Raw genomic sequence first — 25679 nt, 5'->3', positions numbered from 1 at the left:
TTTCATGCTTCTTTTTCCGTATACTCCCTATTCAGCATATCTTTATGCTTAAAAGCCTTCTATTTGAAGTTGGGGAGATACATAGCGCTCATATTTTTATGCTTAATTACTCAAGCTGTTTACGGACAAAATGAGCAAAGCAAATTGTTTGACTTTTCAACTGATACTATTCAGTTTGACACGGTATCTGTTTATTCTAGCAGTGTTTATTTGTACATAGATGGTCAAAAAGTAGACAAAGCCAATTACTGGATTGATCCTATTACGGCCAAATTGGTTTTAAAGCCCGGAATTAATGGGAGTAAAATGGAGTTGAAGTATGAGCGCATGCCCATTAACTTGAACCGTGATTTTAATCATAAAGATCCCAACTTAATTGTATCTGACACGCTTCAAAACGTTGAGCCCTTTAAGCACACCGTTACCGCTCAGGATAATTCAACTGATCTGTTTGGATCTTCAAAACTCAATAAACAAGGAAGTATTTCTCGTGGAGTAACAGTGGGTAATGCACAGAATTTGTCGTTTCAATCAACCCTTAACCTTCAGTTGGATGGTCAAATTGGGCCTAATTTATATATGACAGGATCAATATCAGACAACAATATTCCATTTCAACCTGAAGGTAATACGCAAAAGTTGCAAGAATTTGATCAGGTAAAATTGAAGATCTACAATGATGATTTCGCAGTAATTGGAGGAGACTTTTGGTTGTATAAACCCAAAGGATATTTCCTCAATTACACCAAACGAACACAGGGAGTTTCCATTGAAGGCTACCATAATTGGGCAACAGAGAAAGATCCAATCAAGGTAACGCATAAATTGAGCGGTGCTTTTTCAAGAGGAAAATTTTCAAGAAACATCATTCAGGGAGTTGAAGGAAATCAGGGTCCGTATAGGTTAACCGGAGCGGATAACGAACAATTTATTGTGGTGTTGGCGGGTACAGAAAAAGTGTTTATTGATGGTCAATTATTGAAAAGAGGACAGGAGTTTGATTATGTGATTGATTACAATACATCTGAAATTACCTTTACTGCCAATCAATTAGTGACAAAAGACAAGCGTATCATTGTTGAGTTTCAATATTCAGATTTAAACTATGCCAGATCCTTAGTCGCTTACAATGCAGAATTTAAAGGAAAGAAATTTGACAGTTGGTTCAATATTTACTCGGAACAAGATGCCAAAAATCAAACCATTCAACAAACACTTACACCCGAGAAAAGGGCCATTTTATCTGTGGCAGGAGATGATGTTTCAACCGCATTTGCCAATAGCATAGACAGTATCGGCTTTTATGACAATAGAGTGCTTTATGCTTTGATCGACACAATGGGTTATGATTCGGTATTAGTGTTTTCTGTAAACCCAGATTCTGCTATATACGGAGCTACCTTTTTATATGTAGGTGATGGAAATGGAAACTATGTTTTTGAACAGTTTACAGCCAATGGAAAAGTGTACAGATGGGTAGCGCCGGTTGCCGGAGTTCCACAAGGAAATTATGAAGCTGTTCAGTTGTTGATTCCTCCACAGAAAAAACAAATGGTAAGTGCCGGAACAGAGTATCGATTTAATGATCACATGAAATCATCTATAGAAGTGGCCATTAGCAATAATGATGTCAATACTTTTTCAGATTTGGATGCAGGAGACAATCAGGGAATTGCCGTGAAATGGAATTGGGGTTCAACCCATAAAGTTGGTGCTGAGGAAAGATTAAGATTGCAAACCAGGGCAAATTTTGAATATCAACACAGACACTTTAATCCTATCCAGTGGTTTAGAAGTGTTGAGTTTGATAGAGATTGGAATGTTAGAAATCAACCTTATGCAGGCGATCAAATATTGTCAAATGCCGGTTTAAACTTTGTGATCAAAGATTTTGGTTCAATTGGATATGATTTTGAGAATTTTTTGTGGGGAGATGATTACAGTGGGATCAGAAATAACATAAAATCAGTAATAGTTAAAAACGGATTTAACGCCAAGATTGATGGGAGTTGGTTGCTTTCTGACGGAATAGAAAAAACATCTTTTTTAAGACACAATTCAAGTATCTCGCAAGATATTAAAGTGCTAAAAATTGGGTTTGAAGATATTCATGAACAAAACGAAAAATTCCTCAATGGAGATCCAACTTTGCAAAATACTTCCTACAGATTTTATGATTGGAAAGCATATGTGTCTACGCTGGATTCAAGTAAAAACAAATTCTCTTTGTATTACAGAGAAAGATATGATTGGTTTTCAGATTCAGTGAGATTAGAACAGGCTACAAGAGCCCAAAATATTGGAGCAGAAGCACATTTTTTAAAGTACACCAACAATATTTTAAAGGTCAACGCTAATTACAGAAAACTAGCCATTTTGGATACTACTTTGTTCAATTCAAAACCTGAAAATACTGTGCTTGGAAGGTTGGAGCATGTTATGAGACTGTGGAAAGGAGCTTTGACTACTACTACTTTTTATGAAATTGGATCAGGACTAGAGCTTAAAAGAGAATTCATTTTTGTGGAAGTGAATACGGGGCAAGGAACACACACATGGATAGATTACAATAATGATGGCGTAAAGGATTTAGGTGAGTTTGAAATAGCCGCTTTCCAGGATCAGGGTCAATACATAAGGGTTTTTATTCCTACCAATACATATGTTAGAACATACAGCAATCAGTTCAATACCTCCATTTTTATTCGTCCTTCCCGAATCATTAAGGCTAAAGAAAAAGGCTTTAAAAAGTTAATGACGCGTTTTTCTGATCAGGTGGTGTACAAAGTTTTTCGTAAAACATCTTATGAAGACAATTTACAAGCTTTTAATCCTTTTGTTTATGACATAGTAGATACCAGTTTGGTTTCCATTAATACATCTTTCAGAAACACCTTCTACTTCAATAAAACCAATTCGGTTTTTGGAATGAATTATACCTATCAGGAAAATGGTTCAAAAATCCTCTTATCTAATGGATTTGATACCCGATTGCACACATTTCATGAGGTTAGGGCAAGATGGAACATCAGCAAATATTATAACATCAGAGTAAATGGTATTATTGGAAGAAAAAAGAACAGTAGTGACTATGCTTCTAACAGAAATTACTACATCAATTATCACACTATTGAACCGGTAATTTCATACCAACCGAGTTCTTCATTCAGAATTAGTGCCAACGGTAAATATTCTGAAAAAAGAAATAGTTCAGATTTGGCAGAAACGGCTATTATTAGAGATGTTGGATTTGATATGCGCTTTAATCAAAAATCAAAGGGAAGTTTGAATATGAGGGCCAATTACATTTTAATATCATACACAGGAAATGAAAATTCTTCATTGGCATTTGAAATGTTAGAGGCTTTAAAATCCGGTAATAACTTTACATGGGGAGCTTCTTATCAAAGAAAAGTGGCCAAGAATCTTCAACTAAATTTCAATTACACAGGACGAAAATCTGAAAGCAATAAAGCTATTCATTCAGGAGGAATGGAGTTGCGTGCGTTTTTTTAGAAGTGTTTGGGACGTATTCATAGCTCAAAACAACAATTTCTGTCCTTCTGTTTTTTTGATGTAGCATCTCATAAGTTGGTTTATCGTTTTCATAAAACTGATTTATGTACGCTTCAGTTAGTACAATTCCGTTGTATGTTGTTGGTTTACTATCACCATATCCTTTTGCAACAATTCTATCTTTTGAAATGCCTAATTTTATCAATTCATTCATTACACTTTCTGCCCTTTTTTGGGTCAAATTACTACTGTAATGATCACTTCCTCTGCTATCCATATGATTTCCTATTTCAACTATGGTAGTAGGATTGTCAAATAGTAATTCAGCCATTTCTTCAATTATACTGTCTGATGATTCGTTAACCGTGGCTTTACCAAAATCATAAATTACAGGAAATTCCATTTTAGGAGGTAAAGAATCCAGTTGGTTGGATTCAATATGTGTTTTTAAACTGTCTTGTCCAAATCCTACAAAAGAGGAAACCAAAATGAATAATGCTAAAATATTTTTCATGCTTGTGAATGTGCAATCTTTTTAAATGTAACCAATATGAGTCAAATCCATATGACATAGGTCACATAAAGTCTTGATAAAATGGTTAATTTCGTGGGTAGAAATCATTTCTCACCATGGAAGAAAAAGACATGAAATTTGGCACTAAAGCTATTCATGCCGGTGTCCATCCGGATACGGCTACAGGTGCGATCATGACTCCCATTTATCAAACCAGTACTTATGTTCAGGAAGGAATTGGAAATCATAAGGGATTTGCCTATTCAAGAACATCTAATCCAACAAGGGATGCTTTGGAAAAGAGTATTGCAGCATTGGAAAATGGAAAGTACGGAGCGTGTTTTGGCAGTGGTTTAGCGGCTATTGATTGTGTGCTAAAAATGTTAAATCCGGGTGACGAAATTATATCTACCAATGATTTGTATGGAGGTTCATATCGCTTATTCAAAACAATATTTGAAAAGTATGGACTCAAGTTTCATTTTGTAGATATGGCTAATGCTGAAAACATTGAGCATTATATCAATGATAATACAAAGTTGATTTGGATAGAGTCACCAACAAATCCAATGATGAATATTATTGATGTAGCCGTTTGCGCAGATATTGCAAAGAAGCACAATTTGCTATTGGCAGTTGACAATACTTTTGCTACACCCTATTTGCAGTTGCCTCTTGATTTGGGAGCTGATATAGTAATGCATTCTGTTACTAAATACATAGGAGGGCATTCAGATGTGGTTATGGGCGCTCTGGTTTGTAATGACAAGCAGTTAGCAGATGAAATGTATAGAATTCAAAATTCTTCAGGTGCTGTAACGGCTCCCATGGATTCATTTTTGGTGCTTAGAGGGATTAAAACACTGCATTTAAGAATGCAAAGACATTGTGAAAATGGAAAAGCTATTGCTCATTTTTTGAAAACACAGGATAAAATTGAGAATGTCTATTGGCCGGGTTTTGAAGATCATCCGAATCATGAAATTGCTAAGAAACAAATGACAGATTTTGGTGGAATGATTTCGTTTTCTTTGAAAGGAAATAAATTAGAAGATGCCCTTGAAATTGTGAAAAAGGTAAGGTTGTTTTCGTTGGCAGAGTCTTTAGGAGGTGTTGAATCATTGATTGGACATCCGGCAACAATGACACATGCAGCCATACCTAAAGAAGAAAGAGAAAAATCTGGTGTAGTGGATTCACTTATAAGATTAAGTGTAGGAGTGGAAGACGCAGAAGACTTAATAAATGATTTAAAACAAGCTTTAAATTAATACAAATGAATGTAGAAGAAATAACCCCACAAGAAGCCATTGAGGCTGTCAAAAATGGTTCGTTTTTCGTTGATGTTCGTGAGCCTTATGAGGTTGATGAAGTAAGTTACGGAATTGAATACGTTAACATTCCACTTGGTGAAATTCAAGTGAGAATAAATGAATTTCCTAAAGATAAGAACATCATTGTTGGATGTCGTTCAGGAGGAAGAAGTATGAATGCTTGTATGTTTTTGAAAATGCAAGGATTTGACAATGTAACCAATTTACAAGGTGGAATTTTAGGTTGGATGGATAATGGTTGTCCAACAGGATAAAATAGCATACGTTACCGGTTCCTCCAGGGGAATCGGTAATGCTTTGGTTCAGGCCTTGATTAATGAAGGCTATTTTGTTTATGGCCTGGCAAGATCAAATGATTTTGTACATGAAAAGTTTGAGTTTATTGAACTAGACTTGAACAATTTGAATAAAGTAAAGTCATTTGTGTTTAACAGTTTAGCTGAGAATAATTTATTGGTTAATAATGCCGGATCAATAGGGGAGATTAAGCCTGTAGGATCAATTAGTAATGATTCAATTGAACAGGTGATGAACGTCAATACTTTGGCTCCTCAAATATTGATAAACAATTATATTAATCGTTTTAAAAACGAAAATAAAACCTTTCATATCCTGAATATCAGTTCGGGAGCCGGTAAAAGGCCCATTTCTTCATGGGCATCCTATTGTGCTTCTAAAGCGGCAATTGATTTGTTTTCAGAAACTGTTGCAGAGGAGTTGGATTGGAAAGGAATGAGCAATTGGCACATTCATTCTTGTGCACCGGGTGTTGTGGATACACAAATGCAGGTAGAGATTAGGTCTTCAATTCAATCAGACTTCAAGTCGCTTGAAAATTTCAAGTCTTTAAAAGAAAACGGCGAATTGGTATCTCCAGAGGAAGTTGTTCAAAAATTAATGCAGATGGTAAAAAATCCGGAACAATTTTCAAATGTGGTAACCTCAGTTCGCGATTTTTAAGGATTTCTCCATTGATAAATTTTTAACGCCGTTCATAATTCCCACAGAATCAACTGTAGCTACATTTCACTACATTGTATTGCTCATTTCGCTATAAATGTGGTAAATTTAGGAGCCCTCAAAAAGCTCAACCTGTAAGGTTGCGGCGATTTGTCACTCTAATATATTACCCCTGGAGTGGGCGCATGAAAAAATATACCAATGAAGAAAATTACTTTGCTTGCTATGGCGGCATGGTCCTTTGCGGCATTTGCTCAGGATCAAGATCATGACCATGAGCATCACCTAAAAGTTTCAGAAGAGTTAGGAACACAAGGAGTTTGTGGAAATAATGTAGAACAGGAAAAAGCTTTTACAGAAAATCCGGCACTAAGACAAATCTGGGAAGAAGACCAGGTTCAATTTGAAAGAGCTTATCACAATTTTTTACAAAACAATTCAGCTAACGATAGATCTACTTACGTAATTCCGGTTGTTGTACATATTGTGCATGAGGGAGGATCAGAAAACATCAGTAATGATCAGGTTTATGACGCCTTGAATCGCATCAATGAAGATTTTCAGATGTTGAATGATGACTTGTCCAATACCGTTTCTGCTTTTATTGGAATTACTGGAAATACAGATGTTGAATTTAGATTAGCGACTAAAGATCCTAACGGAAATTGTCACCTTGGAATTACGAGAACTTATATGCCCGGAGGTGGAGCTCATGATACCGGAGACAATCAAGATATCAGGGATGCTGTTCAAGCTGAGCACGGAAACTGGCCTCAAAATTCATACATGAACATTTTTGTTGTAAAGAGTATTGCAGGTTCAGCAGCTTATACCAACAATCCTTCAAATTGGTACAACCCTTTTAGTATGTCAGGTTCCATTTATATTGGACACACAGTAATGGGTACAATAGGAACAAGTAATTTTTCTTACCGTCATATTTTAAGTCATGAAGTAGGGCATTGGTTAAACTTAAGTCATACTTGGGGACCAAATAACAATGCAGGTGAATCAACTTCTTGTACGTCAGATGATGGTGTTTCAGATACTCCAAACACAATTGGTTGGTTGGGTGTATGTGATTATGATGGAGAATCATGTGGTTCATTAGACAACATTCAAAATATTATGGATTATGCCGGTAGTTGCAGAACAATGTTTACTCAAGGACAGGCTGCCAGAATGCAAACTTGCTTAAATAATGGTACTGCTGATAGAAATAATCTTTGGACAACAGCTAACTTAATTGCTACCGGAACATATACTGCAAACGGAACAGCTTGTGAGGTAAGTATTTCTTCAAATGTTACAACCATTTGTGCCGGACAAAGTGTTTCATATACAGATGAGTCGTTTCATAATATAACTTCAAGAAACTGGAGTTTTCCTGGTGGATCACCTGCTACATCAACTGCAATTGATCCTGTAATTACTTATGATACTCCTGGTATTTACGCCGTAACTCTTCAGGTTTCTGATGGTACCAACTCAATTTCAGACACATACAATAATTATATTGTTGTATTGCCAGATCCGGGAGAAGCTATTCCTTATCATGAAGGATTTGAAGGTATTTCAGGAATTCCGGATAATGACAATTGGGTAATAGAAGATTATGCTGGAGGAAATGGATGGTATCACAATACCAGTGTGAGCAGCAATGGTTTTGGAAAGTGTGCAGCACTAAATAACTTCGGAGAATCTGATGGCTCTGTTGATGAGTTAATTTCAGGATCGATAGACTTAAGTGGTGTGCCTGCAAACGAAGACATGATACTTACTTTTGAATATGCTTATAGAAAGAAGAGTATAACAGATGATGAGTGGCTAAGATTTTATATTTCGGGTGACTGTGGAGAAACATGGGTACTTAGAAAAAATCTACATGGTGATGGTTTAAGTACCGTTACAGCCTCTGGAAGCTATGTTCCATCAGGACCAGGCGATTGGTATTTTGTTGAGATATTCAATATTAATTCAACTTATTACACTTCCAATTTCAGATTCAAATTCCAATTTGAAAATGATGGGGGAAACAATATTTATATTGATAATATCAATTTGTATCCGGCCTCACAAGCGGGATTGTTTGAAAAAGACAATAATCAACATTTTAAAGTTTATCCAAATCCAACAAATGCCAATACAACAATAGAAGTTGCAGGTGAAGCTGGAGTAGACTTTAATATTACAGTGCAAAATACATTAGGTCAGCAAGTTGATTTAATTCACAATGGTGCTATAGCAGATGGCATCAATAAATTTGAATATAACATGTCTCATCTAGCTCAAGGAGTTTATCTCGTGCGAGTTGAAAGTGAGGGACGTGTAAATACTATAAAGCTCATAAAGGAATAAAACCAAAACCATGAAGAAAATTTTATTATCAATTTTTGCTTTGTCAAGCATCATATCTTTCGGTCAGGAAAGAGTATGTGGATTTGATGAGCACAATGAAATGTTGCACCAGCAATATCCGGGATCAAAACAATCAGTAGATGAACAGATTCAGAGATTCCGAGAAGGTGGACATAACCATGCTGGAGAAAGAAGTACAATAGGAATTATTCCGGTTGTTGTGCACGTTATTCACGACGGAGGTAGCTCAAATATCTCGTATGCACAAATTCAATCTGCCATTGATCAAATCAATGATGATTATCAAAAATTAAATGCTGATACATCAAATATCAGAAACACTGCTCAAGCGCCCTTTTATCCTGAATCAGGAAACATGCAACTTGAATTTAAATTGGCGAGAATAGATCCAAATGGTAACTGTACTAATGGAGTAGAAAGAAGATATTCTCCTGCTTCTGCCTATAATGCCGGGGATGATGTGAAGTATTACAGTTCTGGAGGATTAAATGCTTGGCCAAGAGATAAGTATTTAAACATCTGGGTTGTTGAAACTATTGAATCAAGCGGTGGTGGAATTACCCTTGGTTATGCACAGTTCCCATATTTTGGAAATGCAAATACATACGGAATAGTAATCAGAAATGATGCTATGGGAACTATGGGAACTGCACTTTCAGGTGATAGAACTTTAACACATGAATTAGGACATTGTTTTGGATTGTTTCACACTTTTCAAGATGGATGTTCTAATCAGGATTGTGGTGCTAATGGTGATTACTGTTGTGATACACCTCCCGTATTAGAAGCGCAATGGTCTTGTGGTAGCACTCAAAATACTTGTAGTGGAATTCCTACAAATGACGCTTATGGATTTGACGCATATGATCAGTTTGAAAATTATATGAGTTATAGTCCTTGCCAGTATATGTTCTCTTTAGATCAAGTAGATATTGTACAAGGAAACTTTAGCAATATCGGATTCTTACAAGATTTGATTTCACCTTCAAATGCTACTGCCACTGGAGTGAATCAACCTGATGTTTTATGCGCAGCTGAATTCAGTTCAACTATTTCAACTATTTGTGCCGGATCAACAGTTACTTACAGTGATATGTCATACTTCAACGTAAGTGGTGTTAACTGGACTTTTAATGGAGGAACACCTTCTACTTCAACTGACTCTTCGGTTACGGTTACATATAATACTCCTGGAGTTTATAGCGTGACATTAGAGGCAACTGATGGTTCTACAACTGTTTCTACAACCGAAACTCAGTATGTTTTAGTATTAGATAATCCTGGTGTTACTTTACCATATTCTGAAGGATTTGAAAGTACGTCTTCAATTCCGGATAATGCTACTTGGTTTATTGAAAACGAAGATGGTGGTCAGGCTTGGGCTCATCAAACAGGAGGAGTTGGTTCAAGTGGTGACAAGAGTGTTAAGCTTTCAAACTTTGCAGTAACAAATGGATCTAAGGATAATTTGATTTCAGGAACTATTGATTTATCTTCTGTAGATTCAACAGATGCTATCGTGTTTAATTTTAAATATGCCTATCGTAAAAGATCTGCAACTAATGATGAGTGGTTGAGATTTTATGTATCAGATGATTGCGGTGAAACATGGACCTTAAGAAAGAACATTCATGGAAATTCTTTGAGTGACCAAACCATGACTAGTCCTTATACACCAGCTGTTGAAGATTGGGTACAAGTTGATGTAACCAATATCAATTCGGCATTTTTTGTATCAAATTTTAGATTCAAGTTTGAGTTTGAAAATGATGGAGGTAATAATATTTACATTGATGATATCAATTTATACCCTGCTTCAATGACAGGATTAGATGAATCAATTGCAGATAACTTATCAGTTTATCCTAATCCTGCAACCGATATGTTGAACATTTCAATGGATGTATATGATGCCGGAATTTATCGTATCACTTTAACAAACATGTTAGGACAAGAAGTGGCTGTGATTCATGATGGTGAATTAATGGCCGGACAGGGAAAATTAAATTATGATATATCTAATTTCAATGCTGGAGTATATTTCTTAAATATTGCGGCAAATGGAAAGGTTAGAACGACTAAAGTTATTAAACAATAAACTTGGTTATTAATTATTTATAAAGGCGCTAGAAATTGTTCTGGCGCCTTTTTTAGTTTAAAACAAATGTAATAAGTACAATTACCTTTGATTCTACAACAGTGCCATTGTAAATTGCGGGTGCCCATTCATCCGGAATTAGCATTACAACGCGAAGGGCTTCTTCATCACAACCTCCACCAATAGATTTAATAATTTGATGATCTGTAGCTTGTCCTTCATTATTTACAAAAAAGGATACATGAACAGTTCCAAAAATGTTGTTGGTTATGGCTTCTTGAGGGTATGAGATATTTTCTTGAATCACTCGGTTTTTAACTGTTTCTCCTTCAAGAAAAATAGGAGGTTGTTGCGGTTTAGCTTCAAACGTTGAATCATTAATTCTCAATTCATATGTTTTAACTGTATCAACAAAAGTGGTATAACTTAATTGATGGGTGCTGTGATCATACCTATTCATTATTTTGCCTTTACTGTCAAAGTATTCCCAAACTCCTATTTTTTTATCTTCTTCATAATAACCTCTTGAACAAACAATTGGTTTGTATTGATGAAAGTAGGTCCATAAGCTATCCTTTTTGCCATTTTTATAATAACCCTCCAATCGTGGATTTCCATTCACCCAAGTACTTTTAAATACACCATGTTTGATGGATTTATCTTTTTTAAGCACATAGTATTCATGCCTAGCAAATAGATCATAGTCTTCTATAACCACCTTTTTAGTTTTTTGTGCGGATACAAGAAATGGTATAAATACTATAAGTGCAATGTAAAGACGCATACCTGCTAAAAATATGTATTTGAGTTGATTACAGCAAATTATAATTTTAAAAGCAATTGAGATTGAAAAGGGGAATTTCGGACATAAAAAAACCTCGAAGTAATCGAGGTTTTAAATATTTTGTGGGTAAATCAATTATTTACCATCTTCTTCATTAAAGTCTTCGTCTTCGTCCGGGTCAACAACTCCGCCTTTTCCGCCTTTGTCTCCTTTGTTGAAATCTTCGTCTTCATCCGGATCAACTACTCCGCCTCCACCATTTTCGTCTCCACTAGGATCATCTGATGAACCACCACGAATACCTCCGGTAGAAAATACATCACTGTCTACATTAGATGTGTTTGGATCTGCATTAGGCGTAATTACCTCCTTTTCACAAGAAGTAAAAGCCAGTAAAATGGCAAAAACAAATGATATGTAAATTAACTTTTTCATGACGTTGTAGCAATTATATGCATGTAGTCAATAACAAATATAGTAAATAAATATTGTCAACACAAGTGTTTTAACAACTTTTTAACCAAAATTTATTCTTCCATGTGTAAAGTCATCTTGATAATCACCTTAGTTCCTTGACTTTCACCCTTCTCATTATTGATTTGATAAGGTCCAATAATCATCAGGTGATCACCAGTCAATTTGCGCAGCAATTCTATACGTCTACTTGTTATCTCCATCCCTTTAGATTCGTGGTCTCCGCTCATTGTTTCCTTTTTGTTTTTAAGGGCATTATCTATACCTACACCATCATCAATTACCTCAAAAACTACATTGTCAAATTCCTCATAAATATTGATGGTGATTTTGCCTTTTTTACTCAAAGGAAGCACGCCATGAATTATTGAATTTTCTACAAAAGGTTGCAAAATCATGCTCGGAATTTCAGTTCCTTCTGTATCTAATGATGAAGATACATTGATTTCGTAGTCAAATTTCTCTTGAAAACGCATTTTTTCCAAGGTCAAATACAGCTCAATGCGTTCAACTTCTTCCTGTAGTGTTACAATAAAGTTATTTTGAGTGGAGCTGTCCAGATTTTTTCTAATCAATTTAGCAAAGCTTGACAAGTATTTATTGGCACTTAATTTATCTGAACTATTGATGAAATATTGAATAGAATTAAGTGAGTTAAAAATAAAGTGTCTATTCATAGAGGCGTTAAGTGATTGCTGCTCAAGAAATAATAGTCTGTTTTTATAGCTCAATTTTTCATTTTCTTGTTTTTGCTTAATAGCTCGGATCCTAATTTGGAATACCATCAATAACAAGAAAAAAGCAAGGATAAAACTTAATATGATAAACCACCAGGTTCTCCAAAATGGTGGACGTATTTCTATTTCAATGCTTTTTATTTCTGACCATTTCATGGATTTGTTAGTAGCTCTTACTTCAAATGAATAATTGCCTGGGGATATGTCAGAATATGTAGCGTACATGGCTTTTGATATCGGAGACCAGCTGTCGTTTGCGCCTGATAACCTGTATTCATATAAAACAGATTCAGGATTCTTCAAGTTGATACCAATAAAATCAAAGGTGAGATGGTTTTGATCATATGGCAACGAAATAGCAGAAGGCACATCTTTGTTATTGCCATATTCAACTTTGAATCTATCATAATCAAAGTTTTCCATAAATAACCTCACTCCTGTAAAATGAACAGTGGGTGTTTTGAATTCAAATAATTCTTCATTTAAAGAGGGGTCAATTCTAACCAACCCACTTGATGTTCCTACCCAAATTTTACCCTCAACATCTTCATAAATTGCATTTAAATTTGCCTCTAAATTCACCATTCCTTCACCAGTTCCAAAGTGATTTATCTTAAATACGTACCTTCCTTTTTCTTGAATATTTATTTGATAAACACCACTCATGGTAGACACCCAGATATCTCCATTTTCACTTTCAATTAGACCCAATATCGTTTTTGACTTAAATTCATTTTTATCTAGGTCAAAAGGGACAATACTTTTGTCGGAAAGTCGAACAAATAAGCCATTTTCTGTTCCTATCCACAAGTTGTTATTTCTGTCAAGACAAAGTGAGTAAACATTAGATTCCGGAACCTCCACAGTTTTCACTGATGAGTAGTTGTCTGATAATTGAGTCAAAAAAAGACCATTTCTGCTACCAATAAAAAGATCGTCACCAATAGGGCACAAAACATTGATGTTAATGTCTTTGGTGTGTTCTAAATGCAGTACATGCCCTTCGCTCATAACGTAGAGCCCGTCTGTGCCTCCGAAAAAGTATTTGTCGTCAATAAAACAAATACTTCTTGTTTTTGAATCAATTTGTGAAGTAATTTCCTGAAGAACAACTTTGCCGTTTTCGATACATTTAACTCCTCTTGAAGTTCCAATCCAAGATCGTTGAGCGCTATCTGTTTTAACTGCCCAAATTGTATTGTCATCCAGGCCGTTGTCTTTGGTGAGATATTTTGCTTTTCCCTCTTTGTAAACTGTTACTCCTTCACCATAAGTTCCAAAAATAAAAGTGCTGTCCCTTAATTGGCCTATGCTCATTACGATATTAGAGCTAATACCTTCTTTTGTGGAGTAGGAAATAATGGATTTACCTAAAAATTTGAGTATTCCATTGGCATCCATACCCAACCAGTAATTTCCTTCTCTATCCTTAAATGAGCAAACTACTTTAGCGTTTCCTAAGCCATTGTCACTGTCGTAATAATAGTGTTTGTCTTTTCTTATTTCTAAATATCCATTAATAGTTGAACATAAAATGACGTCCTCATCTGCGTAAAAAGATCTAATCCGAGAATATTCAATATCATATTGACTTAAGTCGCCATTTTTAGTGTACTTAAATAATCCATCTCCATAAGTAGATATGATTAAATCACCTCCCAAATTTTTAAGATCACTAATATTAAATTTTAGAAAACTTGAATCATTTTGAAACGGAATTAACTTGCTATTGTAGGCATACAAGCCATCTCTTGCTCCAATTAAAAGATCATCATTTAAAATCTCTAAAGATCTTACATAAAGATCATCTTCAAGGTCAAATTGAATTTTGTTGAACACTCCTTCTTTAAAGGTCCATAAACCATTGTTTGTTGCGATATAAAGCTGATCCTTATAACGAATTAGGTCATTTACTCTTTGTGGTTCGGGAAACAGATAGGGGATGAATTTATTTTCATGGAATTTAGAAATTCCACTTGGTGTTCCAATCCATAAACTGCTATCAACATCTAAAAATATTTTCTCAATTTTATTGTCGGGTAGTCCATTTCCCATGGAGTAATTGACAAATTCCAAACCATTGAATCGGCTTAATCCAGACTCAGTTCCAATCCACAAATATCCCAGATAATCCTGATTGATATCGTTAATTTGAGACTGCGCTAAACCGTCTTCAACATTATAATTTTTGAAGTTGTACTTCTGTCCATATGAAGCAAAATACAAGAGACATAAAAACAGAAGAAATGCCGATTTCACTTATAGAGATTTCAAAGTTTTAACAAAAGTGGAAACTCTGTTTCTAGCAACAGGGAGCAGTTTTCCATTTTTTAGAACAGCAAAATGACCATCTTCATTTAGATATTCTTTGAGGTAATCTAAATTTATGATGTGAGATTTATGGATTCGATAGAATATTTCAGGGTTTAAGATACCTTCATAAATTTTCAATGTTCTGGTATCAAGATATCTTGTTCCGTCAGCAAAGTACAAAACAGTACAGTTACCCGAAGCTTCCAAATACATAATGTCTTCAATATGAACCAACTTGATTCCTTTTGTATGGCTTATAGCAACTTTATTACCATAGCCTTCAGATTCCATTGAAGTTGATAAATTTTTAATAGACTCAAAGTAGGTATCAAAGTTTTCTGGATTTTCTGCGAAAGCCGTCTTTGATTCAACTAATCTTGAAACAGCATCCTTTAAATCTTCAATGTCAATTGGCTTTAATACATAGTGAATCGCATTGGCTTGAAAAGCTCTTAGAGCATAGTCTTTAAATGCAGTAACAAAAACTACCAGGAAATTTCGGTTTTCAATAGATTCTAAAAGGTCAAATCCTTCAGATCCACTTGGCATTCTAATGTCAAGAAAAACAACATCAGGTTTTTCAGATTCTATAAGTTCTTTTGCATCAGTTACATTACCAGCATCTCCTATAATTTCTATTTCAGGACAATACTCTTCAAGTAACATGCTCAAGTTTTTTCTAGCCAGCTCTTCGTCGTCTACAATAATTGATTTCAATTTCATAAGGTAATCTTTTTCATGGTCGGGTTCAGATTTTATTAATCTGCCCCTGGTGCTTCAAATATTAATAATCAGATATCATTAAAAATTACACACCTTTCGTAAATATAGGAATATTGATCAATTGGTTTTAACCACAGAATTGCAATTTTATACATTTCAATAAAAATGCAGTGGCGTAAACTTTATTTTCAACAAGAGTGTGAGATTTGATTGTAACTTGTTGAATGAAAAAATCTAACAATGTGCTTATGACTGAAAATATACGCGCTACAATTCAGATTAATAAAATCTGGATTTTTAATGACAACGGAAATTAGAAGTCATTAAAAAAGGGAAGCTAATTGGCTTCCCTTTTTTTGTTTCAGTAATGAAAATTTTATATTCCACCTCTTCTACTTCCCCCAGATTGTTCTTGAACATTTCCTCCGGTAGTCTTAGTAGTACTTCCACCTGTGGTTTTTGTCCCTCCAGAAGTGGTTGTGGTACCCCCTGTTGTTTTAGTAGTGCTTCCTCCGGTAGTTTTTGTTCCACCAGAAGTGGTTGTTGTACCTCCAGTTGTTTTCGTAGTACTTCCACCTGAAGTAGTTGTGGTTTTACTACCTCCTGAAGTTGTGGTAGTTTTTGTTCCACCAGAAGTAGTTGTAGTTCCACCTGTAGTCTTGGTACCTCCTGAAGTCGTAGTTTTGGTATTTGTACTACCTCCATTTGGACGTGAACCTCCATTGGTGTTTTTATCAATGGTTGTTGTTTTAGGTGTATAGGTAATTGTAAATGTTTTTTGTTCACTTAAGTTACCATTTACAGCACTAACACTAATTGTGTTTGCACCTTGTCTAAGATTAACAACAGCCGTTAATTGTCCTGTTGCTGTGCTATAACTAAATGTGGTATAAGGTGCACCATTTACTTTAATTTGGATGCCTGTTTTACCTGACACGTTTGTTACTTTAGCTTTAAACATTAAACTAGGAGTGTTCACAGTTGAAACATTCGTAGAAGGACTGATAGCCGTAATCTCTGGTTTCAAAACAGTAGTATTGATAACCTCTTTAGCTTCATAGTTCACTGTATAAGTTCTGCTTGCATTTTTATCACCATTCGTTGCGTCTAACTTAATTGAGTTACTTCCCGCACGTAATTGCAATACTGCTGAAACTTGTTTAGTTGAAGTTGAATAAGTGAATGTTGTTACAGCCTGTCCATTCAAGGTCAATTTAATTTGATTCTTGTTAGTCACATTATCAACTTTTGCCTTGAAAGCATAAGTAGTACTTCCAGTTTTAGAAGAAGTTGTACTTGGAGTAATATTAGTAATTGCCGGAGCAATAACTGTGTTGGTAACAACTTGTTGAGGCTCATACTTAATGGTATAAGTCATGTCTTGTTTTTTATTGCCATTTGTAGCAATAATTTTAACAATGTTGTTTCCTTCTTGAAGCTTCAATTTCGCTGTCATCAATTGATTGTCAAGATTGTAGTCAAATACTTTATTTTGAATTCCATTTACAATCAATTGCAAATCTGCTTTTTCATTGATGTTTTCAACTTTAGTTTTCAAATCAAAACTTTGCTCTCTTGATGAAATTGAAATTGAACTTGGTGAAATGTTGGTAAATTTTGGCGTTAAATAAACCTGTCCATGATTATTTCCACTTCCTGTTGGATTAGAAGGAGGAGAACAGTTTCCATTTTCGTCCAATGTTATTAACATCACACAGTCCTGATAATCTACACCATAATTTCCTACATGACGTAGTTCAAATAAATAGATTACGTCATTTGGACCGATAGAAACATTTCCTTGACCATCTACAACTCCTGCAAGGAATGTCTCAACTGAAGCCTGACCTTGAGCCGGAGCAAAATTAGGAGCTTGATCTCCATTTTTCAATACATATACGTATTGGCTATTGGTATTAGATATTTCAGTATTAGTCCAGTTTCCTTGTTGGTTAGTACAAGTAGCTTTCAATACAATTTGAGCTCCGTTGTTTGCAGCAGCAGTCAATTGTTCACCACCTGCAACGTTGTTTCCATTATTAAAAGAATACCAGGTTGATCCTCCGTTAACTGAGTATTCCACTTTAACAAAGGCTTCTTGGCTATTGTTGTAAACTACTGATTCACCTAAACATTTGATTGTAGCACAAACGTCATTGTTTACTTGAACAGTTCCGTTTCCTTGGATGTCAAATCCAGAACCTCCAGTGTTATTTCCTCCAGTTGGATCACCTTCGCAAGGACTTTGTGGTCTGTTATTTCCGTTACCTGAAGTAGGTGCATTGTTAGATGTTATACAAATTTCCCAATGACCCATTGATCCTGGATGATTTGAACTTACATCAACAGTTAAGTTTCCTGTAAACAAGTAGTATTTACCATTGTCCAGCGTTAAATCCTGTCCATTTACAATAGCGTTTCCTCCTCCTGCAATAGGTTTGAAGTAAGCTGATGTTGCCGGACCAGCATAACTGAAAGATGGATTGTTTGCTAAATCATCTCTAGTGTAAGTTCCGTTAGGCGTAATTAAACAAAACTCCCATGCTGAATTTCCAGGATTAAATCTTGGACCACAAGGGCCTGCAGGTTCATTGTAAGTTACATTGTAAGTTACAGTTTCATTACTACAGTTGTTGCTCAAGCTTACTACTATTTGATTAGCTCCTGCAACTAAAGTCAATCCACTCAAGTTAATGCTACCATTTTGAGCATTGAATTGAGGATTAACCGCAGTACCGTTTAAAGTGGCACTTACGTTGCTTGCGTTTTGAGCCGTTAAGCTTAAGTTGAAATTAGCTTCTGTAACAGCTGTACTTGCATTTTGAGGATTAACCAATGTATAGCTAACCGGGTTACAAGGAACTGTGTATCCTACGTTGAAAGTATTACTTGCATTGGTACAACCATTAGCTGTAATCACAATAGTATTTTGACCTTCTTGTAATTGAAGTTGTGCGCTCAATGCACCTGTTCCTGCATCAAAAGTAAAGTTGCTGCTAGTTCCGTTCAACGTAAGTTGAATTTGATTTTGATTATCAATATTGGTAACTGTTGCAGCAAAATTGTATGCCGGATTAGTTACGGCGTCTGAGTTGTTTCCTAAGTTAATAACTGGGGCATCACACCCGTCATGTTGGATGGTGTAAGTAACTGTTTCATTACTACATGCATTTGACATAGTAACTGTTACAGTGTTTGCTCCATCTATCAATTGAATGTTTCCAATTCCAATTATGTCATTTCCAAAAGTGTGAGGAATTGTAGCGCCATTCAATTTAACCTCAATTGTAGCCGGATTTACATTTTGAGCTACCAATTCTATTGAATACACTTCACTAGCACTAGAAGTAGAATTCTGCGCTGGATTTGACAATGAATAAACTATTGGCTGGCAAGGAATGGTATATGTAACTGAGAACTGTGTATTGGTGATTTCACATCCATTTGCATTGATTACAAAATCATTTTGCCCTTCAATTAACGTTACCTCTCCACCAATACTTCCTGTATTTTGATCAAATACTATAGTTACAGGTGCATTATTGTGCAATACCTGAATTTGATTTGCATTTGAAATGTTGGTAACAGCTGCACTAAAAGTATATTGTGCTGTTGTTACACTTGTAGCATTTGTTCCCAATGAGATTACCGGAGCCTGACAACCATTATATTGAATTTGGTAGTTAAGCGTTTCATTGCTACAATCATTGGTTCCTGTAATGATGAAGTTATTCTGTCCATCCACTAAAGTGATGTTGTTTACAGATATAATTTGAGTTCCTGCATCATAAGTAAATGGAATATTAGTTCCGTTTTGTTTAACCGTAATCTGATTTTGTCCAGATACACCTGCAATGTTTGCTGTGATTGTGTAATTGGCATCAGTTACTGTTGCACTGTTACTTGATGGTTGCATCATATTAAATGATACAGGATCACAAGGAGGAGCTTCACATGGACTTGGAGGTCTGTTGTTTCCATTTCCGTGTTGAGGAACAGCATCTGCATTGATACAAATTTCCCATTGTCCCATTGATCCAGGATGGTTTGAAGCAACATCTACAGTTAAGTTACCTTCAAACAAATAGTATTGTCCTGCTTGAACAGAATATGCTTGTCCGTTAACTACCGCATCACCTCCACCAGCAATTGGCATAAAGTAAGCAGCAGTTGCTGGTCCAGAATAAGTGAATGAAGGATTGTTAGCAAGGTTGTCTCTATTGTATGTTCCGTTTGGCGTTACTAAACAGAATTGCCATTCAGAATTCCCAGGATTAAACCTAGGACCACAAGGACCCTCAACTTCTGGTTCATAAGTTACGCTATAAGTTACAGATTGTGAACTACAATCATTTGTTAGGTTGATAACAATTGCGTTAGCACCTTCGTTCAATGTAATTCCGCTAAGTGTAATATTTCCGGCAACTTGATCAAAGTTCACAGTTGCGTTTGAACCATTTACGGTTGCAGTAATTCCACTAGCTTGTAACGTTCCAGTCACATGCAATAAAACACTGTAATTAGCATCTGTTACTGTTGCATTCAAAGTAGAAGGATGCACCAAACTGTATGCAATATTCTCGCATGGTATAGTTCTGTTATATGTAACGGATTTATTTGCTCTACCACATGCGTTTTGTGCATCTATTACTACAACATTTGCTCCAATGTTTAATGGGATATTTGCAGTAAGAACATGCGTTTGTGCATTGAAATTAAATTGTTGTGATATCCCATTAACCACTAACTCAACTTCACTCGCAATTGCATTGTCAACTTTAGCACTAAATGCTACATTTTCTGTTGTTACACTGTTTCCATTTGCTGGATTAATGTTAGAAATAACAGGAAGGTTGCACTGTTCACGTTGAATGTTGATAGTTAAATTTGCCGTACCACAATCATTTACAGCAGTTAATACTACCATGTTTTGACCAATATTTAATGGTAAATCAGTTAATGTGATAGTGTGGGTTCCGGCATCATAAGTGAATTGAGTAGTTTGATCATTTAACATTGCTAAAATGCTAGCTTGATTCTGAATTTCAGTAACTCCAACTTGCAGTGTGATTTTATCTTCTTGAGTTGTAATACTTGTTCCTCCAATTGCTGTTAATGTAGGATCAATACATGGAGCCTCAGGAGCTACATAATTCAAAGTAAATGTTGCATGATTAGTTCCACAACTATTAGTAACAACAATTTTTACTGAATTTGATCCTTCAGATAAAACTGCAGGAAGTGTAGCAAGTGAAGTGTTTTGGTTAAAAGCCATGTATCCTTGGCTTACACCATTCAATATCAATTCTACAGTTGTTCCGTTTGAATAGTTATTGATTTGCGCTTCAATATTTACGTTTGGATCATTAACTGTAGAGTAAGGAACAGGACTAATGTAACCTACAGTAGGAATGATACAAGGAGTAGTTTCTACTTTGTAAGTAACAATTGCTAAATCACTTGCAGTTCCATCATTGTTTGTAACATTTACTTCAAACACATTAGATCCAGGGATCAATTGTGCATTGTAAATAATTTGATGATTAGCAGTAAATGTGTACTGAGCGTTTTGGATTAAAACTCCATTTTGCTTGAATATTATTTGCGACTTGTCATCTATATGAGTAGTGTTAGCAGTGATAGTATAATTCTCTACTGTTACCAAATAAGGACTAGTAGCCGGATTTACAAAATTTACAGTCGGTGGTGTAGGTTGCTGTGGTTTTTTGTAAATAATTAATCTAGTGTCTGTATCCGAACCAGATGTATTAGTTCCGGTAATCGTAACATTATTTACTCCTTCATTTAGTACTAAAGGCAATTGTAAGATCTTAGTTGCTGTATTGTAATTGAAAGCAGCAGTACTATTTCCATTTACAGTTACAGTAATGTTGTTTGGACTGTTTACGTTCAACACTTTTGCAAACAAAGTAATGTTTGGTGTAGTGTATACCATGTTATCCGTTCCAGGATAAGTAATATCTACAATCGGCGGAGCTTGAGGTACTACTCTCTTTTGAATAATCGTAGTAGTTTCTATGTCTTGCCCAACATTATTTGTAGCAGTAATTTCAATAACATTTGATCCTAGTACCAAATTAGTAGTAAACGTCATCAAGTCTGAAGATGCACTATAAGCGAAGTTGTAAGACTGAACTCCATTTATTTTCAATTTGATATCTGAAGCACTATTTACGTTCAACACTTTAGCTGTCACATTATATGTGCTGCTGTATACTATGGTTGGATCAACTGCCGGATCAATATAAGTAACAACAGGTGGCTTTGGAGCCTCTGGTTTAGTATAGATAATGGTAGTTTGATCCTGATCAACTCCAGCTTGGTTTGATCCGGTTACTTGAACAACATTTGCACCTTCTAATAAACTAGCTGTAAAGTTTACTTGCTTAGTATTGTTGTTGAAAGTGAAATTAGTTGTTGGATGCCCGTTGACTTCAACAATAATGTCATTTTTAGAGGCTACATTCAATACAGTAGCAGTAATGCTCTTAGAATTAACATTGGTTGAGTGAGGGTTGTTAGACGGATTTATAATGTTTACAACCGGTGGTTGAATTTGCTCCGGTTTATCATAAATAATTTTTGCCGTTTTGCTATCACTTCCTGCTGCATTAGTAGCAGTAACAGTAATTGAATTTGTTCCCTCAACCAAATGTAAAGTAGCATACAAAGCTTTGGTAGAAGTGTTGTAAGTGAAATCAGGCAAATAATTACCGTTAAAGTAAACTTTGATTTGCGCTTTAGAATCAACATTCAATACTGTACTGGCAAAGCTAAATAAGTTGTTGGCAGTAGTATACGGTGAGTAAGGAGGATTTGTAATCGTAACAATAGGAGGATCCAAAGTTGGTTGCTCTTTTTTGTAGATGATAATAGTTGATTCATAATCCTGACCTGCAGTATTTACCCCGGTAATTTCAAAGATGTTTTGGCCAGGTTGGAGCAATACGGTACTTGCAAACTCATCACTAGTTGCGTTGTACGAGAAGTTATTGTTAAAATTCCCGTTTTGTTTAAATGTGATATTTTGTTTCCCATTTACGTTGTGAACACGCGCTCTTAAGGTAAAATGATCATATTCTACCGTATAAGGACTAGTTCCAGGATCATAAATATCAACTACCGGAGGCTGCTGTATAACCGGGTTGGTAACAACAGGGTCATCAATAACATCAAAGTTGTTAATGTTAGTTGTATCCTCAACAATAGGATCTTTGATAACGGTATTGTTATTTCCTCCAAATAAATGGAATCTGATTCCTGCAGAAGAGTAATGGTAAATATCGTTGCTAGGTGATGGTGAACCATTGGCAAGGTTTGGCATACCGTCAAACATGTCATCATTACGAGTCCATGTCATTTTGTGTGAAATACCGATTGATGCCCAAGGAGCTACCTGGTAAGAAATTCCAGCACCAAAACTTCCCATCCAGTCAACATGAAAATTGGCATCACTACCTGTGATATCCGTTTCATAATTGCCATCCTGAGCAGTTAGATAATCTATTTTATTATTACCGAAAGTTGAATAATCATAAATATTTCCGAATTCATCTGTTAAATCGGCTTTAGTGTTGTAGCCCTTAACACCAATACCTCCAAAAATTTGGAAGTTCCATCCGGTATTTTGTCTTAGTCTGTTTGTGTTTAAAGCCAGTTCAAGTGAACCACTTAACAATTGCGTACGAAAGTTTGGTACAAATCCACCAGATGTGTCTTGATATGTTTGCAAAACAGTTGTCTTAGGATAGGTGTCCGGCATATTGGCCACAGCATTACTATCCAAAGAATACAATGAAGTGGATTGTCCACCCCACCATCCGTGTAGATATCGGAATCTTAAATCCCAAGAGAATAATTTCTCCGGTCTCATACCAAAAGATCTACCAAAAGTGAAACCATAACCTCCCTTGATGAGGTTGTCTACTTCTGTTCGTGAATGCCACGTGGCACCGGCATTAATTCCAATAAACCACTTTGAGTCACGACTATAATTGACATAACTTTTTTGTGCAAATGAGCCTGTTGCTAAAAACAAGCTTAGAAATAACAAAGTAAAAATTCGTTTCATACGCTAAGGTTTTTTGTAAATAAAATCCCGATCTAAAAGTGCTAGGCGGTATTTTTTTACATCTTGGAAAATGCGTATTGCATTTATCGTACCAAAGTTAATATTTTGGTACAAACACAGTGTTAATTGACTCATTTATCGTTGAATAATATGGATTTATCGACAGTTGTTATATTCTTGTTAAGAAGATTTAGAATGCTTGATTTTGAGGTCAATAAATAAAAAATGAAAAAAAAGTTGTTGTAATAACAATCAGATTAATTTGATTATATATCTTTGTCCCCGCCTTACCAAAGGGTGAGGTTGAAACAAGGAGGTGATGTAGCTCAGTTGGTAGAGCAAAGGACTGAAAATCCTTGTGTCGGGGGTTCAATTCCCTCCATCACCACAAAACCCATTTCGGATTTCCGGAATGGGTTTTTTCATTTTGGTCACGAGTCAAGCTTGCTTGAATGAGTGAACAAAATGAAAAAAGCATTTCACGCAGTGAAAATGGGTTTTGTAGTTTTCCTTCCACGAATCGCAAACTAAACGAAACGAAGTTGAAGTGAAGTTTGCAATTCCAAAACACGAGTCAAGCTTGCTTGAATGAGTGAACAAAATGAAAAAAGCATTTCACGCAGTGAAAATGGGTTTTATTAATGAACAGGAATTGTTTGGATTTTGTGGTTGATCAATTCTCCATTAAAGGTTAATGACTTCATGGATAATTTCTTTGTAGATATTTTTCTGTTGGTAGATGTTTTTGCACCTGAAGTAAAATTTGAATCAATTAAATTATCAAATCTGTAAATACAGGTGTAATAAGCTGAATTGAAAATTACTCTTTGTGAAAGTGGTAATTGCTCCACTTTATCCTTCAAAAAATTATCTCCGTTTCTTGAAAACTCTCCTTTTTTTCGATCATATTTCAGGTATTTGAACTTTGGATTTAAATCAGAATTGAATTCAGTTTTAATCGAGTCTACCAATACATTGACGTCTTCTACTTCATTAAATTTGCAGCTATAATTGATAATGTAATTCTCCAAATCAATATCGCTGGACACAATTGAAATATTTGAGCAAAAATCAGTCAAGTTCACCAATTGATTAAATGTAGATTTTATTTTATCCCTGGATGGAATCTGATAACCTTCATATTCTTGATGTTCGAGGATAGAATTTATCTTGAATTTACTTTCACTAAAATCTGCTTGAATTTTAAGAATTCCATTTCCATCTGAATGAATAGTAATGTCCTCTGTAATCTCAAAGCAAGAGACTAAATTAAAACTAAGTAGCAATATGAATGTTGATCTAAAAAGAGATTTCATGTAATTTCTCCTTAACCACTTGTAAAAAATGATTAATAGGTCTTACTCTTCTAAAACATAGAATTTTACATTGCCAATTCTGGAAATATTTTCATCATTGGTGTATCTAAATTCAAAAACAACGCTGTGACCAGGAGTGAGTTTAAGCATAGATTTTGCTTTATTATCCAACAAACCGTCCTTTACAATTCTTCCCGCTCCTGCAACACTGGCCACAATCAAGGTGCCTCCGTCAATTTTATAAGTAGAATTTACTGATCCATCCGCATTAACGAATTGAATTTTTTCTGCATCAACAATTTGTGCCAAGCTGACTGTGTCTTGATTTCCTGCTCCTCCAAGCATAACTTTAGGCGTATCTTTTTGGCTAGAAGCAATGAATGAAAAGGTACAAATGGTGATAATTGAAAATAGTTTTTTCATGAGTTATTTCATTGTT

14 protein-coding genes and 1 tRNA gene are annotated in these 25679 nt (G+C 35.3%); 7 read left to right on the top strand and 8 right to left on the bottom strand.

Features of this window, described 5'->3' with window-relative positions:
• The first annotated feature begins 69 nt into the window (after positions 1 to 69).
• Complete coding sequence (locus K6119_RS10565; protein ID WP_237827991.1) at positions 70 to 3516, top strand: hypothetical protein; 3447 nt, start codon at positions 70 to 72, stop codon at positions 3514 to 3516.
• On the opposite strand, the gene K6119_RS10560 is transcribed toward K6119_RS10565, so the two are convergent.
• Positions 3476 to 4030, bottom strand: coding sequence for an OmpA family protein (locus K6119_RS10560; RefSeq protein ID WP_221838848.1), 555 nt, complete (start codon positions 4028 to 4030; stop codon positions 3476 to 3478). The two genes, K6119_RS10565 and K6119_RS10560, sit on opposite strands and share 41 nt — an antisense overlap.
• A gap of 116 nt (positions 4031 to 4146) precedes the next feature.
• On the opposite strand from K6119_RS10560, the gene K6119_RS10555 reads away from it, so the two are divergent.
• From K6119_RS10555 to K6119_RS10535, 5 genes are all read left to right on the top strand, one after another.
• Complete coding sequence (locus K6119_RS10555) at positions 4147 to 5301, top strand: cystathionine gamma-synthase (RefSeq protein WP_336246095.1); 1155 nt, start codon at positions 4147 to 4149, stop codon at positions 5299 to 5301.
• Between the two features lie 5 nt (positions 5302 to 5306).
• Positions 5307 to 5618, top strand: a complete 312-nt coding sequence (locus K6119_RS10550) for a rhodanese-like domain-containing protein (protein ID WP_221838847.1) — start codon at positions 5307 to 5309, stop codon at positions 5616 to 5618.
• Positions 5599 to 6324 carry an SDR family NAD(P)-dependent oxidoreductase gene (locus K6119_RS10545; RefSeq protein ID WP_221838846.1) on the top strand — a complete coding sequence of 242 codons (726 nt, stop codon included), beginning with the start codon at positions 5599 to 5601 and terminating at the stop codon, positions 6322 to 6324. The genes K6119_RS10550 and K6119_RS10545 overlap by 20 nt, the downstream gene beginning before the upstream one ends.
• A 201-nt stretch (positions 6325 to 6525) precedes the next feature.
• Complete coding sequence (locus K6119_RS10540; RefSeq protein ID WP_221838845.1) at positions 6526 to 8682, top strand: zinc-dependent metalloprotease; 2157 nt, start codon at positions 6526 to 6528, stop codon at positions 8680 to 8682.
• Positions 8683 to 8692: 10 nt separating this feature from the next.
• Positions 8693 to 10801: a M43 family zinc metalloprotease gene (locus K6119_RS10535; RefSeq protein WP_221838844.1), complete on the top strand. Its 2109-nt coding sequence runs from the start codon at positions 8693 to 8695 to the stop codon at positions 10799 to 10801.
• 52 nt (positions 10802 to 10853) lie between these two features.
• Here the strand turns inward: K6119_RS10535 and K6119_RS10530 are convergent, their stop codons facing one another.
• The 5 genes from K6119_RS10530 to K6119_RS10510 form a co-directional block, all read right to left on the bottom strand.
• Complete coding sequence (locus K6119_RS10530; protein WP_221838843.1) at positions 10854 to 11585, bottom strand: energy transducer TonB; 732 nt, start codon at positions 11583 to 11585, stop codon at positions 10854 to 10856.
• Between the two features lie 135 nt (positions 11586 to 11720).
• Entirely contained in the window at positions 11721 to 12020 is a 300-nt protein-coding gene (locus K6119_RS10525; RefSeq protein WP_221838842.1) for a hypothetical protein, read from the bottom strand.
• A 92-nt stretch (positions 12021 to 12112) separates the two neighbouring features.
• Positions 12113 to 15055: a ligand-binding sensor domain-containing protein gene (locus K6119_RS10520; RefSeq protein WP_221838840.1), complete on the bottom strand. Its 2943-nt coding sequence runs from the start codon at positions 15053 to 15055 to the stop codon at positions 12113 to 12115.
• Positions 15056 to 15832 (bottom strand): LytR/AlgR family response regulator transcription factor, encoded by a 777-nt coding sequence (locus tag K6119_RS10515; RefSeq protein ID WP_221838837.1) that lies wholly within the window; start codon positions 15830 to 15832, stop codon positions 15056 to 15058.
• A gap of 376 nt (positions 15833 to 16208) precedes the next feature.
• A complete protein-coding gene (locus K6119_RS10510) occupies positions 16209 to 23924 on the bottom strand; it encodes a hypothetical protein (RefSeq protein WP_221838835.1) in 7716 nt (2571 codons plus the stop codon).
• Between the two features lie 315 nt (positions 23925 to 24239).
• Here K6119_RS10510 and K6119_RS10505 point away from each other — a divergent pair.
• Positions 24240 to 24312: transfer RNA gene (locus tag K6119_RS10505), tRNA-Phe, on the top strand.
• A gap of 250 nt (positions 24313 to 24562) precedes the next feature.
• On the opposite strand, the gene K6119_RS10500 is transcribed toward K6119_RS10505, so the two are convergent.
• Both K6119_RS10500 and K6119_RS10495 read right to left on the bottom strand, forming a co-directional pair.
• Entirely contained in the window at positions 24563 to 25240 is a 678-nt protein-coding gene (locus tag K6119_RS10500; protein WP_221838833.1) for a hypothetical protein, read from the bottom strand.
• Between the two features lie 42 nt (positions 25241 to 25282).
• The gene (locus tag K6119_RS10495; protein WP_221838832.1) at positions 25283 to 25663 is read right to left on the bottom strand and encodes a hypothetical protein; all 381 of its coding nucleotides are present in this window, start codon (positions 25661 to 25663) and stop codon (positions 25283 to 25285) included.
• Between the last annotated feature and the right edge of the window lie 16 nt (positions 25664 to 25679).

Origin of the sequence: Paracrocinitomix mangrovi (genome assembly GCF_019740355.2) — a bacterium.
Lineage (GTDB): Bacteria > Bacteroidota > Bacteroidia > Flavobacteriales_D > Crocinitomicaceae > Paracrocinitomix > Paracrocinitomix mangrovi.
The sequence above is the reverse complement of the archived record's forward strand: the minus strand, read 5'-3'. Positions and strand labels throughout refer to the sequence as shown.